The organism is Methylotuvimicrobium sp. (genome assembly GCF_050611805.1).
In the GTDB taxonomy this organism is placed as follows: domain Bacteria; phylum Pseudomonadota; class Gammaproteobacteria; order Methylococcales; family Methylomonadaceae; genus Methylotuvimicrobium.
Map to the genome: position 1 here is coordinate 75,734 of NZ_JBNGHF010000018.1, position 15,470 is coordinate 91,203.

Below are 15,470 nucleotides of genomic sequence, written 5' to 3' on the forward strand. Positions count from 1 at the left end.
GTTAACCTCTAGTGCTTGTTAATTCGTCGGGAAAATACTTGATGACGCAGCGTAGCGGATTAGGAGCGGCTTGGCCGAGACCGCAGATCGATGCGTCGACCATCACCGACGATAATTCTTCGAGCAAGTCAGTGTCCCAATTGTCTTGTATCATTAGGTCTGCGGCTTTAGCGGTGCCGACACGGCATGGCGTGCATTGGCCGCACGATTCGTCCTCGAAGAATTTCATCGCGTTCAATGCCAGCTTACGTGCACTGTCTTGGTTGGAAAAAATGATTACTGCGGCGGAGCCGATGAAGCATCCGTGCGGGTTCAAGGTATCGAAATCGAGCGGAATGTCACCCATCGAAGCCGGCAAGATTCCGCCGGAAGCGCCGCCAGGAAAGTAACCGTAAAACTCGTGACCATCGAGCATGCCGCCGCAATATTCGTCGATTAGTTCACGTACCGTGATACCGGCAGGAGCCAGGTGAACGCCCGGATTTTTGACTCGGCCCGACACCGAGAACGAACGAAGGCCTTTACGGCCGTTTCTGCCGTGCGACGAGAACCAGTCGGGACCTTTTTCGACGATATCACGCACCCAATAGACCGATTCCATATTGTGTTCGAGCGTCGGCCGACCGAACAGGCCGACTTCGGCCAAAAACGGCGGTCTTAGTCGAGGCATGCCGCGTTTGCCTTCGATCGATTCAACCATTGCCGATTCTTCGCCGCAAATATAGGCGCCGGCACCGCGGCGTAAATGAATCGGAGGAAGACGGTAGACCGTCGACGGAGGGTTATTTTGCAGATTGGCGATTTCTTTGGTGAGAATTTCGCGGCAACCGGCGTATTCGTCTCGTAAATAGACGTAGATTTCATCGCAACCGACCGTCAGCGCAGCGATCAGCATGCCTTCGAGAAAACGGTGAGGGTCTTGTTCGAGATAGTGTCGGTCTTTGAAAGTACCCGGTTCGCCTTCATCGATGTTGACGGCCATCAGACGCGGGCCTTTGAAGCCTTTAACGATGCGCCATTTTCTGCCGGCCGGAAAACCTGCGCCGCCCAAACCGCGAAGGCCCGAATCTTCCATTTTTTTGATGATGCTTTCGGGATTGAGGTCGCCTTCGATGACTTTTTTCAGCGTTTGATAACCGCCATCGGATCGGTATTGTTCGAGGCTGATATATTCGGCAACCGGCGCTGTGATTTCATGTTCGGCAACTGTATTTAAGACGCTTTCCGTGGTTGCTTCATCAATCGGGTTTTGGCCAACTACGGCGACGGGTGCATGTTGGCATCGGCCCACGCAAGGGACTTTTTGGATTCTGACCTTGTCTTTGAGTACGGTTTCCAAGGCATCGATTAGTTCATGGCCGCCCGCCATTTCGCAAGAGACCGATTCGCAAACACGGATGGTTAGATCGGGGGGAGGAGTTTGGCCTTCCTTAACGATATCGAAGTGATGATAAAATGAAGCGACTTCATAGACTTCAGCGGTGGACAGGTTCATCTCATTCGCAAGCGCGACCAAGTGCTTCGAAGAAATATGGTGAAAACGGTCCTGTATCTTATGCAAATGCTCGATCAATAAATCCCTTCGGCGAGGTTCGTCGCCCAATAGAGTCTTGACTTCTTCCAGAGCCCGAAGATCCACTGCATGGCCTTTAGGGCCTTGACGCTTCTTTTTTTTGATCTGTTCGGGGCTAATATTGATCACTGCCACAGGTGTTTCCTCCAAATAGTCCGCATATAGGGCGGAATTATAGCCAATTGTTCATGCTCAAGGAACTCGCGATGTTGTCGGATGTTCTGCTTCATGCTCAGTGTGAGCACTTTAACTTAGCTATGATATAGGTTTCAACTCATCATTTATGAGTAAAATCATCAGAAATAATGATAAAGACATTGGTGAAAGCCTTATGAATCGATACAATGGTTTTTGCGATGCTATCAATTATTTTATTATTCAATTGCTTATGAACCCAACGCATTTACTGACCTTTGCTGTAGTGGCTCGTTTTAAAAGTATTACGCAAGCTGCCGAGTATCTGTATTTGGGGCAACCGGCAGTTTCCGGGCAATTAAAATTGCTACAAAATCAAATCGGAGAACCTTTGTATTTCCGTAAAGGCTATCAAATCGAGTTGACACCTGCGGGACAAGGTTTATTGGAATATGCACAGCAAATGACCGATACCTTCAATCAAGCCAGCGAGTATGTTCGTTGCTTGCAACAAGTTAATGCCGGAACTCTAAGACTCGGTTCGACGACGACGATCGCCAGTTTTTATTTGCCTCAGTATTTGGTGTTATTACAGACTTCGCATGCCGGAGTAAATGTCAGAATGAAGACCGGCGATACCGATGAAATCATTCGAAATCTCGAAGATTTGGATTTAGGCTTTATCGAAGGACCGGTCCATGATCAGGAACTGCCCGGCAATTATCAAGTTATCAATTGGCAGGAAGACGAGATTGTTTTAGTTTTGCCCGAAGATCATCAAATTGCCCGTGATTACCCGGAATTTGTGCCATTGGATGTATTCATGAAATATCAGGTGATATGGCGGGAGCCGGGCTCAGGCGCCAGGCAAGCCGTGGAAATGTGGTTGGCGTCGGCGGGAATACAACCCAAAATCTGCATTGAAGTGACCGGTGTCTCGGGTATCAAAGAAGCGGTGCGCGCGGGCTTGGGAATTGGCTTTGCCTCGTCGCAAGCTTTGCGAAACGAGCGGCAGGGTTTGGTCGCGAAAAGGCTCAATGCGCCGACCGGTTTGATCTGGCAGCTTAAGATCATCGCTCCGAAAAAGGCGATACGATCCAGAGCTACACAGGCTTTTTTGGATTTGTGTTTATGAGGGTTGATACTTTGTAATGACTCGCGTAGAGGCGCAAAGATTTAGAATTTATGTTTACGACTCAAATTTTAGAGCATGAAACCAAAGTCGGAAATTGGTTTATGACCATGGAAAGCATACTCTATCCCTACTATTCTCTGCGCTTCCGCGGGTGCTATGAAATATTTATTTTACTCATTTGTGATCGAAAAACCGTCTAAGAATTAAAGGTATGGGATGTGTCTATCGAGGAACGCCGTGAACCCATCCATGGGGGCTTGACGGCAGCGATCCCTGCTGCCGACATCCTCGCTAGCCACACCCGATACCTTCATAAAGTTAACTAATTTTTGAGTATAAAAGGAGTAGGAGTTTGTTTTGCGTTATTTGATTATTGCCATTTCGTCGTTTTTTTGTATAGAGACCCATGCCGGCGTCGTGTTGAGCATTGAGCAAGTCGCTGATGGTGTTTATGTGCATCAAGGCAAACATGAGTGGCCCGACCATAAAAATCACGGTGCGATTGCGAATATCGGTTTCATCGTCGGCGAACGCTGCGTCGCGGTGATCGATACCGGCGGTAATCCGGAAGAAGGAAAATCGCTCAAGCGCGCGATTGCCAAAACGACCGGTAAACCAATTTGTTATGTGATTAATACCCATGTTCATCCCGATCATATTTTCGGCAATATCGCATTTAAGGAACCGGGCACTCAATTTGTCGGACATCATAAACTAGCCAGAGCAATGGCCGCGCGCGGACAATTCTATATCGATAAAGCCGAAGACCAGATTGGCATGGCCTTGTCCGCCGAACATATTATTCCGCCCGATATGGAGGTTGAAAAAACGTTGCTCTTAGATCTCGGAGGGCGGGAATTGCTTTTGACCGCGCATCCTACCGCGCATACCGATAACGACTTGAGCATCTACGACCAGAAGACCGATACCTTATGGCTCGGCGATTTGTTTTTTATCGGACATTTGCCGACTCTCGACGGCAGTTTAAAAGGTTGGTTGGCGGAACTTACGGAATTAGAAAAAAAGTCGTTCAAGCAGGTCATTCCCGGGCACGGGCCGGTAGTTACGGATTGGCCGAAGAGTCTCGAGCCGCAAAAACGTTATCTCGGCACTTTATTGACCGAGATTCGTAAAATGATTAAAAGCGGAAAATTTATCGAGGATGCGATCGAACAGGTCGGTTATGAATTAAAAGATCAATGGCAGTTGTTCGACGAATTTCATAAAAAAAACGTCACGGCGGCTTTTGCCGAATTGGAATGGGAAGATTGATATTTCGATTTATTATACCTTTGACACTTCAAATTTCGGCAGTGCCTAAGGAGGCACCCCGGTGCCGAATTTTGATCTACGATGGGTATAACTCTTTAATTTGCCTAACAGGAGAAACAAAATGATAAATAAAATAATTGAGGCCCTTTGCTTGGCTTTAATAGCAAATGGGGCTTTGGCTGCCGAAGACGAGTCGGCCTGGACTTCGCAATTGAAAGATCAATTTTTCGCCGGACGCACGATTACCGAATCCGATGCCGTGATTGAACTTGATGCGCCTTATCGAGCCGAAGATCCCGCTTTGGTTCCGTTGAAAATCATTAGTAAAATCCCACAAACCAACGACAAATACATCAAAAAGATTTTGGTGCTGGTCGACAAGAATCCTTTTCCCTATGTCGGCGAATTCGAATTCACGCCCGATAGCGGTAAAGCGGATTTAGCGATGAGAGTTCGTGTCAATACTTATAGCTTTGTTCGCGCGATTGCCGAAACGAACGATGGTAAACTCTATATGAGCAAAAAGTTTGTTAAAGCCAGTGGCGGCTGTTCGGCGCCGATAGGAGCCGATTTGGACGCAGCGATGAAGCGTCTCGGCAAGGCCAAATTCCGGTTGTCCGATAATATCAAGCCAGGCGAGGCGAATGAGGCGCAATTATTCATTAGCCATCCCAACATCACCGGCATGCAGATGGATCAAGTGACGCGTTTCGTCAAAAAATCGCATTTCGTCAATCGAGTTAATGTGTCGTTCAACGACAAGCCGATCTTGACGGCGAAAACCGATATCGCGATTAGTGCCGATCCGAATTTCCGGTTTTATTTCATACCGGAAAAGAACGGCATTTTGAAAGCGGAATTTACCGATATATCTTGTCAAAGTCCGACCAGTCGTGCGAACTGTAAAGCCGGTCAAAGTTTTACCGAAACTTTGGCTATAAAACCGTAAAAAAGTATATGGCCAGCATTGACTAAGGATTCAGCAATTCTCAGTTTGAGAAATTTCTCCGTGTTCAGGGTGCGGGGTATGCCTGTCGAGGAACGCCGTCAAGCCTACACGGATGCATTCACGGCGTCCTGTCAAGCGAGTAACCGAACCCGATACAAAACTCATAGCTCCAGGAAGTTATTTTTTACGAAATCCCAAACCAAAGCCGACAAGGCTTGGTTTGGTCTAGCAGCTTGGATCGGATTCGAAAGCAACTTTGTCGTAAATTTCGTTCAGCCTTAATACGCAGTCGATGCTTTCCAGGCGAACGCTTGCATCGAGTCCGGCGGTTTCGGTCAAAAGCCAAGCGTCGCCTTGCCGGACATAGCGCTCGACCATCGGCTGGTCTTGAGCGACCAACAGATATTCGCGAAGCGATTCGATCTTGCGGTAGTGCGAGAATTTAGCGCCTCTATCGTAGGCTTCGGTAGAAAGCGATAATACCTCGATAATAAGCGACGGATTGATCAATGTGTCGACATGGTTGTCTTCGAATTGCGGCGTGCCGCAAGCTACCGCGATATCCGGATAATGATAGCTGCGCGCCTTTTTAGCCTTGACCCGCATGTCATTGATGTAAGCCTCGCAGAGGCGGTTTTTGAGTTGATTGCTGATTTCTCGAGCAATATTGATATTAATCAGGTTATGTTCGCGACTCGCTCCGGTCATCGCGAACATTTCGCCGTCGACGTATTCGCTTTTGATTCGCGCTTGGCGTTCGATCGCTAAATATTCTTCTTGAGTGTAATACGTTTTATTGAGTACAGCAGACATAAATAGCCTCCTTTGTCTGAGCTCATACGATTCGTCAAAAGCCTCTTTTCAAAAGCGAATCTTGAGGGTGTTATTTCACGAAACAACTTTTTTCGGCATAAGCCTCGGCTTCTTCCATCAGCTTCCTCAATCGTTTGGCTTCCGGCGGGTCGCGGAATACGCCGCCGGCCTCGCCTGGCGTTTTACGCATAAAACCGAAGGTTCTGGCTTGATCGTAATCGGCAAAACTCATTTTTTCAGCGATTTTGTCTATTTTGCATCCGCAGCCGTATTGGGTAATGTAAGTCAATCCGCCTTTTTGAGCGATACAGCTCAGTACATAATCGACGCGTTCCTGAGTCGGAAAATCGCTGACGAAAGGCGCGTCTTCATCAAGTTTTTCTTGAGTTGCGCTACAGCCGGCAAGAGCGGAGAGAAAGACTGAACCGATTAGAAGTTTGATTTTCATGCGAAGGTCTCTAGTTCCTGTTTTGATTAAGTGAAAAAATATGCTAATAAAACAAAAGCATGTTCAATTTATTGATTTACGTAAAGTGCGTGAAATATTGATGTTCTATTGAGGTGCAATATCGGATATCGACCGGAAAACTATTCTTCGACGGCAAAATCGACAATTTGTTTGAGCATATCGTTCATTTTATCAGAGAATGCATCGAGTTCAGGATTACCTGTGTCCGTAGGCAATAAATGTGTACTGACGACGGTTTTACCCTCAAATGCATAGAGTACAACATTGCAAGGCATATGCTTGACCGCGTGGGGCGAAAGTGTCAATAGCGTTTCGGCGTGAGTCAGATTACAAAATTGTATCGTATCGTAATCCGGAAAATTTGCCGTTCCTCGATCTCTGATCACTTTTCCGATACGACTATGTGCGGTAATTCGTAAATTGTGTTCTGCAATGGCAATTTTGATCTCCGCCAGCACATCATCGTAAGGTTTGAGCGTTTCGACCCGGTAATATTCGATGAATTCACCTTTTTTATGCACGGTGTCGCAGCTTGCAATAATCATCAGGCTTGCGAAAATAACGATCAATCTTGTCATACAGTTTTATTCCCATTCACTATTAACAGCTTAACATCATGAGCAATCCAACAAAAGTGACCGGCGTTATTTTGGCCGGCGGACTGGCCCGACGCATGAATAACCAAGATAAGGGTCTGGTGTTGTTTCATCGAAGGCCAATGGTCTCCTATGCGATCGATTCAATTAAGCCGCTGGTCGACCAAGTCATTATCAATGCCAATCGCAATCTCGACGCCTATCGACAATTCGGTTTGCCGGTCGTTTCCGATCAAAACGGTAATTTTGAAGGGCCTTTGGCCGGCATTCTTTCCGCGATGACATATACCGATACCGAACTATTGTTGGTATTGCCTTGCGATTCGCCGTTGATTACGACCGATCATTTGCAACGATTGTTAAAAGCAGGTTTAAACCCCAAAATCGATGTGGCGGTTGCGTTCGATGGCGAGCGCTTACACCCGGTGTTTTTGGCTATCAAGACAACGCTCGAATCCAGCTTGAAAAATTATCTAGGCAGCGGTGAGCGTAAGATCGACCGTTGGTTGATGAAACATCGAATGACTCAGGTCGATTTTAGCGACGACCCCGAGGTTTTTGTCAACGTGAATACCTTAGCTGAATTATCCGAGTTGGAGGAGCAGAGCAATGAATAACCTCTATCGGCCTGATATGACTAATGCCGGTTTAGGCTTTTCAATGCCGTCCGTCGCGTTTGACGAGCGAGGAGAAGCTCAAGCTATCGAACTGGTCGGTGAAAGAGCATTAACCATTTACGTGGACAAGCAGGAAATCGTAACCTTGATGACGATTGGCGCGCATCCCGAATTATTGACGCTCGGGTATTTAAAAAATCAGGGGTTTTTCGACGATATCGTTGAAATCAAAATCGTTCAAGTCGACTGGGAAACCGAGGCGGTTGCTGTTGTAACTCGGCAAGGTGGCAGCGATTTTTCCGAACGAATGGCGCAGCGCACGGTGACGACCGGTTGCGGGCAAGGTACGGTATTCGGCCGATTGATGGAAAAACTCACGCAAATCCGAGTGCCGGATGTGTCGATCAATCAATCGATGCTTTACGCAATGCTCGATGCGTTAAAAAATTATAACGAAGTTTACAAAAAAGCCGGCGCGGTCCACGGTTGCGCGCTATGTACCGGCGACCGGATCGATTTTTTTGTCGAAGATGTCGGGCGGCACAATGCGGTCGATGCGATTGCCGGTTTCATGTGGCTGAATGATTTATCCGGCGCCGACAAAGTTTTTTACACGACCGGACGCTTAACCTCGGAAATGGTGATTAAAGTCACCCAAATGGGTATACCGATATTATTGTCGCGTTCCGGAGCGACCCAAATGGGCCTCGAAATGGCTAGGCAAGCCGGCGTTACGATGATTTCAAGGGCAAAAGGCAAGCACTTTTTAGTGTTGAACGGCAGTGAAAACATTGAGTTCGACGCGATACCCGAGCGTCGTCGGAGAAGTTTAGAAGAGGGGTGATTTAACCTAGAAAAAGCATTATTTCATGGAAGTCATGAAGAATAAGGAATTATACCTTTCGCACTTCAAATTTCGGCAGTGCCCGAGGAGGCGCCGGGGTGTCCGACACTGCCATTAAGTTAAGCCATCACAGAATTAAGTAATGCTTGTATCCAGGATCTACTTTGCCTCCAAAGCTTGCCATCCATGGCACTGGATTCCGCCAGTCCATGGCGGAATGACGGGCTTCCCTTAACTTAATGGCAGTGACACCTAACGCTAGGTGATCCGCGTAGGGTACGCTGTGCGTACCATGGTAACCCCGCGATGTTCATGTGCCAATCGAACCGTCAGGGCACGGCTTTGGTACGCGCAGCGTACCCTACAATTTATGTATAACGATGAGCGCAGAGCGTGGGAACGATAATTGCCGGGGGACTGAATGCTTGCAGAATTAATAAGTTAATTCAATAACTTCTTGATCCCGACAAATTTGTTTTGCGGCGTCAGTTCCATTTCGAAATGTCCGTGAATACCTTGTCTAGTCAAAAAAGACTGTATGTTTCCGGCAGGAAATTCAATGCGCCGTCCGTCGTCGGCGATGACCGATATAGTTTTGGCCAGGCCTTGATAGACGCCGAGATATTGATCGTAGCTCAGGTTGAGCCTGAAGCGTATGAAAATCGATTGGGTCATGAAGAAGTACCGGACCAGCAGACTAGTCCGGCATTGTTTCTAAAAATTAACGGCTGTTTTGCAAAGCCGCGATACGTTCTTCCAAAGGCGGATGGCTCATGAACAAACGGTGCATGCGGCTGCCGTGAATACCGAATGCGGCCAATTGACCCGGCAGTTCTTCGGGCTCATGAGCCCGTTGCAAGGCGCGTAATGCATTGATCATTTTGTCGCGCCCGGCCAATTTAGCTCCACCCGCATCGGCACGGTATTCGCGGTAACGCGAGAACCACATGACCAGCATCGATGCCAGAATCGACAAGACTATTTGCATCACTATCTGCGTGATGTAATAAGCCGGACCGTAACCGCGTTCGGTTTTGAACACGACTCGGTCGACCGTATGGCCGATTACTGTCGCGAAGAAATACACGAAGGTATTAACCACACCTTGCATCAAAGCCATCGTGACCATGTCTCCGTTGGCGACGTGACTGATTTCGTGGCCGAGAACCGCTTCAACTTCTTCGGCGCTCATGTTTTGTAGCAAACCCGTGCTGACTGCAACCAAAGCGTTGTTTTTATTCATGCCGGTCGCAAATGCATTCGGGTCCGGTGTTTGGAAAATGCCGACTTCCGGCATGCCGATACCGGCCGCTCTCGCTTGACGGGCGACAACATCGACTAACCATTTTTCGGTTTGATTTTGCGGATGTTCGATGACATGCACGCCCATCGCGCTTTTAGCGGACCATTTGGATATCGCCAACGAGATTGCCGAGCCGGTGACGCCGATGATAGCCGACATCAGCAGTAAGGCGTTCAGATTAAGATCGACACCTTGGGCATCCAATACGCCGCTGATGCCGAATATATTAAAGATAACGCTGATAACGACCAATATAGCGGCATTGGTTGCTAAAAAAAGAAGTATACGCATCATAAGTGTATTACCTTGAGTTTATTGAGGGTTGATAACGATATAAGGGATAATTTTTTTATTTCAAGCGCTTTTTAGAGTGTTACCATACCGAAAAGTTTATTTGTTGGAGGCCTCTGTATGAAAGCCAAAATCTTTTTAATACTATCGCTGATTGTATCGTGTCCGATCCAAGCCGCAAGCGTCGATGAAGTTTTAAAACAATTACAGTTACCGGTCGGTTTTTCCATTTCATTATTTGCCGAGGATCTTCCGAATGCCCGGTCGTTAGCCCGAGGCGAAAAGGGTGTGATTTTTGTCGGCACCCGCCAGCAGGGCGCTGTTTATGCCGTTCAGGATACTAATGGCGACGGTAAGGCCGACAAACGCTATGTCATCGCGACCGATTTATACATGCCTAACGGCGTGGCGTTTCAAAACGGTTCGCTGTATGTTGCAGAAGTTAACCGGATTATCCGTTTCGACAATATTATCGACAATTTGGCGAACCCGCCTAAGCCGGTCGTTGTATTAGACGGTTTACCTTCCGATCGGCACCACGGCTGGAAATATTTACGTTTTGGCTCGGACGGCAAACTCTATACCGCGGTCGGTGCGCCCTGCAATGTTTGCGAGCCTGATAAAGAAATCTATGCAACGTTGATTCGCTTGAACCCAGACGGTTCCGATCTTGAAATTTTAGCGCATGGGATAAGAAATACCGTTGGTTTCGATTGGCAGCCCGGAACGAATACGCTGTTCTTTACAGAAAACGGCCGCGATCTAATGGGGGACGATATTCCGCCCGATGAATTGAATCAATGGATGGAGCCCAGCCAGCACTTCGGCTTTCCTTATTGCCACAGCGGCACTATTGCCGACCCGGAATTCGGCAAGCAACGAAGCTGCGACGAATTCGTCGCTCCTGCATGGCAATTCAAGGCTCATAAAGCGCCATTGGGTATGCGTTTTTATCGAGGCGAGCAATTTCCCGAACGCTTTAAACAACAGCTATTCGTTGCCCAACACGGTTCATGGAACCGGAGTCAACCTCACGGTTATCGCATCGCCTTGGTCAAATTTAAAAACGGCCGGCCTGTATCCGAACATTCTTTCATTTCCGGTTGGCTAACGTCGTCCGATGAGGTTTTGGGGCGTCCGGTCGATATCCTGGAAATGCCGGACGGTAGTTTGTTGATTTCCGACGATAACTTAGGCGCTATTTATAAAGTAACCTATCAAAAATAATATGGATAAGGATTTTGAAGTTCTCGATAAGCATGAGGTTTATCACGGTTTTTTTCTGTTGGAAAAATACCGGCTTAAACATCGATTATTTGCCGGCGGATGGAGCCCGGAAGTCGAACGCGAACTATTCAGACGCGGTTCTTGTGTCGCGGTCTTGTTATACGACCCGATCAAAGATACCGTGGTTTTGATCGAACAATTCAGGGTCGGTGCGATTTTAAGACCGGAAGCCCCTTGGTTGTTGGAAATCGTTGCAGGAGCGGTCGAGGAGGGCGAATCGCCGGAGGAAGTCGCTTACCGAGAGGCAGTCGAGGAAGCCGGCTGCGAAATTCTGGAATTACTGCCGATCAATTCGTTTTATACGACTCCCGGCGGTTCGTCGGAGTGGCTTAGTCTTTATTGCGGCAGGATCGATAGTACCGGCGTCGGCGGAATTCATGGTTTGGATCATGAGCAAGAGGATATTCGGGTTTCGGTCGTGAGCTTCGATGAGGCTTATCGGCTCATGGAGCAGGGTAAAATTAACTCGGGCATTCCGATCGTCGCGATTCAATGGTTGGCATTGAATCGCGATAAACTCAGAAGTCAATGGACTTGAGTGTTACTGTTTAGGCGAATGCGCTCTGGTTTATTTGAAATCTTTGGGAATCATTGGTTTATTATCGAATAGGGTATGCCAGCCCAAGGCTATTCGGTAAACCAGCCACAACACGGCAAATAGCAATAAAAACCAACCTAAGCCCATCGCAAAGGTTAAACCGCTTGCCGCTAACAATGCGACAGCGACCCAAGCAGTTTTGATTTGCCAATCGAAATGGGATTCCAACCAAGTGCCCCGAACATCGTTTCGCTTGATTAAGTTAATCGCGACACCGATGAAAATAGGCAAGCCCGCAAAACCGAATGCCAGGACTTGACATAAATAGACGATGCCGGTCAGGTTTTTAAGCTTTTCCATTTTTTCGGCGTTACTTTTATTATTATCGGTTTCATTACTATTCACAAGGTATCTCCTTACATAGTGTCGAATATTATGAGTTCATAAATTGATTGTAAGTTCCTCTAGCGAATTCAATGAATAACAGATGCCGTCTCGATTATTTTAATAGTCAAAAAAATTACGAAACTGTAATAAATCGCGCTTAAAATTAAATTACGCTCTGCTAAGCTTTATCAACAATTAGTAAAGTGAGTCTTTTACCGCTTAGAATACGCTAAAAAATAACTTCCCTAAATGGATCTCACGCTTTATACGCATCCCACGCAAGTTAATCGCTCCCATGCAGAGCATAGGAACGATGATAAGTCGTGAGGTTGTTTGTTCGAAATCCTTAGTAAAATATTTAATATTCGACTTTTAGACAAAAGGAATAAAAATCTATGTTAGAAAATGTCAAGTTGGGAATGATCGGTCTCGGTTATGTCGGTCTGCCTTTAGCCGTCGAATTCGGCAAGAAATACCCGACAATCGGTTTCGATATCAATGCAGAGCGTATCAAAGAATTGCAAAACGGGAGCGATCACACGCTTGAAGTCGACGAGGAAGAATTAAAAGAAGCCGTTTATTTGACCTACACCTCATCGGTCGAGGAAATCAAAGCCTGCAATATTTACATCGTTACGGTGCCGACGCCGATCAATGAATATAAACAGCCCGACTTGAGTCCATTGGAAAAAGCCAGCACTCTGCTGGGCGGACTGATCAAACCCAATGATATCGTCATTTATGAATCGACTGTTTACCCCGGCGCGACCGAGGAAGTTTGCGTGCCGATTCTAGAAAAAATATCGGGGTTGACATTCAACCAAGATTTCTTTGTCGGCTACAGCCCGGAACGTATTAATCCCGGCGACAAAGAACACCGAGTCACCAATATTCTAAAAGTCACATCCGGTTCAACGCCCGAAATCGCCGACCGCATCGATCGGCTTTATCAAAGTATCATCACGGCCGGCACGCACAAGGCTAGTAGTATCAAAGTCGCTGAAGCGGCCAAAGTCATCGAGAATACGCAACGCGACCTGAACATCGCATTGATCAATGAATTAGCGATCATTTTCAATAAACTCGGCATCGATACCGAAGAAGTGTTGTTGGCTGCCGGTACCAAATGGAATTTTTTACCGTTCCGGCCCGGATTGGTCGGCGGACATTGTATTGGTGTCGACCCTTACTACTTGACTCATAAGGCCCAAGCGATCGGCTACAATCCCGAAGTCATCTTATCGGGACGCCGTATCAATGACGGCATGGGCGAATATGTCGTGTCGCAATTAATCAAATTGATGCTGCAAAAACGCATCCATATCAAAGATTCCGATGTGCTAATTATGGGCTTGACTTTCAAGGAAAATTGCCCCGATTTACGTAATACCCGTGTCGTCGATATCGTCAAAGAACTGCAAAGTTATGGCGTTAACGTGCATGTTTACGATCCTTGGATCGATCCGGTCGAAGCGTTTGAGGAATACGGCATAACAACCATCGACAAGCCGGAAGACGGGCGTTACGATGCGATGCTCTTGGCCGTAGCGCATGAGCAATTCAAGCGAATGGATATCGCTTCAATAAAGGCGATGGGTAAAAAAGACTCGGTAATTTACGATTTGAAATACGTTTTTCCGACCGAACTGACTGACGCACGTTTGTAATTTATGAAAATACTGGTAACTGGAACCGCCGGTTTTATCGGCAATCATTTGGCTTTGCGTCTGCTCGAAAGAGGCGATGAAGTCATCGGAATCGACAATCTGAACGACTATTACGATGTCAATCTGAAAAAGTCACGCTTGGCGCGCATACTCGATCATGAGCGTTATACCGACATCCGAGCCGACTTGGCCGACCGAGATAGGATTGAACAGGTATTCAAAGAGCATCGTCCGGAGCGCGTCGTCAATTTAGCCGCGCAAGCCGGCGTGCGCTATTCCATCGAAAATCCGCATGCCTACATCGACAGCAATATCGTGGGCTTCATCAATATTTTGGAAGGCTGCCGGCATCACGGTGTCGAACATTTGGTCTATGCCTCGAGCAGTTCGGTATACGGTGCGAACGAAAGCATGCCGTTTTCAGTACACGACAATGTCGATCACCCGCTGAGTCTTTACGCGGCGTCGAAAAAAGCCAACGAACTGATGGCGCACACCTATAGCAATCTCTATAACCTGCCGACGACCGGATTACGATTCTTTACCGTATACGGTCCTTGGGGGCGGCCTGATATGGCTTTGTTTTTGTTTACCAAAGCCATACTAAATGGCGAAAAAATCCAAGTTTTCAATTACGGTAAGCATCGCCGCGATTTCACCTTCATCGACGACATTGTCGAAGGCGTGATCCGGACACTTGATAATATTGCTCAACCTAACCCGGATTGGACCGGCGCGAAACCCGACCCCGGAACTAGCCGAGCCCCTTGGCGGGTTTACAACATCGGTAATCAAAGTCCTGTCGAGTTGATGAAATATATCGAAGTGCTCGAGCAATGCCTCGGTAAGACTGCGGAAAAAGAATTGCTCCCGCTGCAACCCGGCGACGTCCCCGACACCTATGCCGATGTCGAAGCGCTGGTGCAAGATGTCGGCTATAAGCCCGGAACGTCGATTGAAGTTGGAATAGCGCGGTTTGTTGAGTGGTATGGGAGTTATTATGATCTTTAGTAAACAGTAAACAGTAAACAGTAAACAGTAAACAGTAAACAGTGAGCAGTGAGCGGTATAGATGAGTGAAGCTGAGAGGGACTACAAACCACATTACCAATTGTAAGCATGGCAATCGGCAATGCATTTAGTAAAGTTGGTATATCTCTGGTCTCAAGATTTTCCAATCGAAGAAAAGTATGGTTTACAGTCGCAAATTAGGCGGGCGGCAATTTCCATTCCATCCAACATTGCTGAAGGTGCTGGAAGAACGGGATCGCGCGAGTTTGTCCATTTTTTGAGCATAACCAAAGGTTCTTTGAGCGAATTGGAAACACAATATCTTCTTGCACTTGATCTTGGTTTTGCCTCATCGGATCAGGTGCTTGAAGATATGTTAACCAGAACATCTAAATTAGTCTCAGGACTTCATAAGTTTCATAAACAGAAGATAGATAGTAGTAAGCGGTGAGCAGGGGGAGAAGAGAGTGGTAAACAGTTAGTAAATGAGCATTTTTACTTGACAAGGCTAATATTAGCTTCAAAATCCCGCTAACCGCTAACCGCTAACCGCTAACCGCTAACCGCTAACCGCTAACCGCTA

The 15,470-nt window shown here is 47.1% G+C and carries 16 protein-coding genes and 1 pseudogene; 10 read left to right on the plus strand and 7 right to left on the minus strand.

What is annotated here, in order from left to right; translation table 11 throughout:
* Position 1 precedes the first annotated feature (1 nt).
* Positions 2 to 1,708, minus strand: coding sequence for an NAD(P)H-dependent oxidoreductase subunit E (locus tag ACRJJO_RS10995; protein WP_431065792.1), 1,707 nt, complete (start codon positions 1,706 to 1,708; stop codon positions 2 to 4).
* 148 nt (positions 1,709 to 1,856) lie between these two features.
* Here ACRJJO_RS10995 and ACRJJO_RS11000 point away from each other — a divergent pair, with 148 nt between their 5' ends.
* The 3 genes from ACRJJO_RS11000 to ACRJJO_RS11010 all read left to right on the plus strand — a co-directional run bounded on the left by ACRJJO_RS11000 (position 1,857) and on the right by ACRJJO_RS11010 (position 5,064).
* Positions 1,857 to 2,843, plus strand: a complete 987-nt coding sequence (locus ACRJJO_RS11000; RefSeq protein ID WP_431065793.1) for a LysR family transcriptional regulator — start codon at positions 1,857 to 1,859, stop codon at positions 2,841 to 2,843.
* Positions 2,844 to 3,200: 357 nt separating this feature from the next.
* A complete protein-coding gene (locus ACRJJO_RS11005; RefSeq protein ID WP_431065794.1) occupies positions 3,201 to 4,115 on the plus strand; it encodes a quinoprotein relay system zinc metallohydrolase 2 in 915 nt (304 codons plus the stop codon).
* Positions 4,116 to 4,236: 121 nt separating this feature from the next.
* Positions 4,237 to 5,064: a quinoprotein dehydrogenase-associated SoxYZ-like carrier gene (locus ACRJJO_RS11010; protein ID WP_431065795.1), complete on the plus strand. Its 828-nt coding sequence runs from the start codon at positions 4,237 to 4,239 to the stop codon at positions 5,062 to 5,064.
* A gap of 225 nt (positions 5,065 to 5,289) precedes the next feature.
* Here the strand turns inward: ACRJJO_RS11010 and ACRJJO_RS11015 are convergent, their stop codons facing one another.
* From ACRJJO_RS11015 to ACRJJO_RS11025, 3 genes are all read right to left on the minus strand, one after another.
* The gene (locus ACRJJO_RS11015) at positions 5,290 to 5,877 is read right to left on the minus strand and encodes a Uma2 family endonuclease (protein WP_431065796.1); all 588 of its coding nucleotides are present in this window, start codon (positions 5,875 to 5,877) and stop codon (positions 5,290 to 5,292) included.
* A 70-nt stretch (positions 5,878 to 5,947) separates the two neighbouring features.
* A complete protein-coding gene (locus ACRJJO_RS11020) occupies positions 5,948 to 6,325 on the minus strand; it encodes a hypothetical protein (protein ID WP_431065797.1) in 378 nt (125 codons plus the stop codon).
* 140 nt (positions 6,326 to 6,465) lie between these two features.
* On the minus strand, positions 6,466 to 6,924 hold the full coding sequence (locus tag ACRJJO_RS11025) for a DUF302 domain-containing protein (RefSeq protein ID WP_431065798.1): 459 nt from the start codon (positions 6,922 to 6,924) through the stop codon (positions 6,466 to 6,468).
* A gap of 38 nt (positions 6,925 to 6,962) precedes the next feature.
* On the opposite strand from ACRJJO_RS11025, the gene mobA reads away from it, so the two are divergent.
* Complete coding sequence (mobA, locus tag ACRJJO_RS11030) at positions 6,963 to 7,559, plus strand: molybdenum cofactor guanylyltransferase MobA (RefSeq protein WP_431065799.1); 597 nt, start codon at positions 6,963 to 6,965, stop codon at positions 7,557 to 7,559.
* Positions 7,552 to 8,403 (plus strand): formate dehydrogenase accessory sulfurtransferase FdhD, encoded by an 852-nt coding sequence (locus ACRJJO_RS11035; RefSeq protein ID WP_431065800.1) that lies wholly within the window; start codon positions 7,552 to 7,554, stop codon positions 8,401 to 8,403. The genes mobA and ACRJJO_RS11035 overlap by 8 nt, the downstream gene beginning before the upstream one ends.
* 441 nt (positions 8,404 to 8,844) lie before the next feature.
* On the opposite strand, the gene ACRJJO_RS11040 is transcribed toward ACRJJO_RS11035, so the two are convergent.
* Entirely contained in the window at positions 8,845 to 9,078 is a 234-nt protein-coding gene (locus ACRJJO_RS11040; protein ID WP_431065801.1) for a DUF2835 domain-containing protein, read from the minus strand.
* Between the two features lie 46 nt (positions 9,079 to 9,124).
* Positions 9,125 to 10,000, minus strand: a complete 876-nt coding sequence (gene htpX, locus ACRJJO_RS11045) for a protease HtpX (protein WP_404355225.1) — start codon at positions 9,998 to 10,000, stop codon at positions 9,125 to 9,127.
* Between the two features lie 117 nt (positions 10,001 to 10,117).
* Here htpX and ACRJJO_RS11050 point away from each other — a divergent pair, with 117 nt between their 5' ends.
* Positions 10,118 to 11,224, plus strand: coding sequence for a PQQ-dependent sugar dehydrogenase (locus tag ACRJJO_RS11050; RefSeq protein ID WP_431065802.1), 1,107 nt, complete (start codon positions 10,118 to 10,120; stop codon positions 11,222 to 11,224).
* A 1-nt stretch (position 11,225) separates the two neighbouring features.
* Complete coding sequence (locus ACRJJO_RS11055) at positions 11,226 to 11,822, plus strand: NUDIX domain-containing protein (RefSeq protein ID WP_431065803.1); 597 nt, start codon at positions 11,226 to 11,228, stop codon at positions 11,820 to 11,822.
* A gap of 30 nt (positions 11,823 to 11,852) precedes the next feature.
* On the opposite strand, the gene ACRJJO_RS11060 is transcribed toward ACRJJO_RS11055, so the two are convergent.
* A complete protein-coding gene (locus ACRJJO_RS11060; RefSeq protein WP_404355221.1) occupies positions 11,853 to 12,227 on the minus strand; it encodes a DUF4870 family protein in 375 nt (124 codons plus the stop codon).
* Between the two features lie 377 nt (positions 12,228 to 12,604).
* On the opposite strand from ACRJJO_RS11060, the gene tviB reads away from it, so the two are divergent.
* The 3 genes and pseudogenes from tviB to ACRJJO_RS11075 all read left to right on the plus strand — a co-directional run.
* Complete coding sequence (gene tviB / locus ACRJJO_RS11065; RefSeq protein ID WP_431065804.1) at positions 12,605 to 13,876, plus strand: Vi polysaccharide biosynthesis UDP-N-acetylglucosamine C-6 dehydrogenase TviB; 1,272 nt, start codon at positions 12,605 to 12,607, stop codon at positions 13,874 to 13,876.
* A 3-nt stretch (positions 13,877 to 13,879) separates the two neighbouring features.
* Complete coding sequence (locus tag ACRJJO_RS11070; RefSeq protein ID WP_431065805.1) at positions 13,880 to 14,887, plus strand: NAD-dependent epimerase; 1,008 nt, start codon at positions 13,880 to 13,882, stop codon at positions 14,885 to 14,887.
* Between the two features lie 118 nt (positions 14,888 to 15,005).
* A pseudogene (locus ACRJJO_RS11075) lies at positions 15,006 to 15,338 on the plus strand (four helix bundle protein); the annotation flags it as partial.
* Positions 15,339 to 15,470: the final 132 nt, after the last annotated feature.

Coding starts and splice junctions, on each gene's coding strand:
- ACRJJO_RS11000 (WP_431065793.1), top strand. CDS start 1,857: ATGAGTAAAATCATCAGAAATAATGATAAAGACATTGGTGAAAGCCTT.
- ACRJJO_RS11010 (WP_431065795.1), top strand. CDS start 4,237: ATGATAAATAAAATAATTGAGGCCCTTTGCTTGGCTTTAATAGCAAAT.
- ACRJJO_RS11015 (WP_431065796.1), bottom strand. CDS start 5,877: ATGTCTGCTGTACTCAATAAAACGTATTACACTCAAGAAGAATATTTA.
- ACRJJO_RS11020 (WP_431065797.1), bottom strand. CDS start 6,325: ATGAAAATCAAACTTCTAATCGGTTCAGTCTTTCTCTCCGCTCTTGCC.
- ACRJJO_RS11025 (WP_431065798.1), bottom strand. CDS start 6,924: ATGACAAGATTGATCGTTATTTTCGCAAGCCTGATGATTATTGCAAGC.
- mobA (WP_431065799.1), top strand. CDS start 6,963: ATGAGCAATCCAACAAAAGTGACCGGCGTTATTTTGGCCGGCGGACTG.
- ACRJJO_RS11035 (WP_431065800.1), top strand. CDS start 7,552: ATGAATAACCTCTATCGGCCTGATATGACTAATGCCGGTTTAGGCTTT.
- ACRJJO_RS11040 (WP_431065801.1), bottom strand. CDS start 9,078: ATGACCCAATCGATTTTCATACGCTTCAGGCTCAACCTGAGCTACGAT.
- htpX (WP_404355225.1), bottom strand. CDS start 10,000: ATGATGCGTATACTTCTTTTTTTAGCAACCAATGCCGCTATATTGGTC.
- ACRJJO_RS11050 (WP_431065802.1), top strand. CDS start 10,118: ATGAAAGCCAAAATCTTTTTAATACTATCGCTGATTGTATCGTGTCCG.
- ACRJJO_RS11055 (WP_431065803.1), top strand. CDS start 11,226: ATGGATAAGGATTTTGAAGTTCTCGATAAGCATGAGGTTTATCACGGT.
- tviB (WP_431065804.1), top strand. CDS start 12,605: ATGTTAGAAAATGTCAAGTTGGGAATGATCGGTCTCGGTTATGTCGGT.
- ACRJJO_RS11070 (WP_431065805.1), top strand. CDS start 13,880: ATGAAAATACTGGTAACTGGAACCGCCGGTTTTATCGGCAATCATTTG.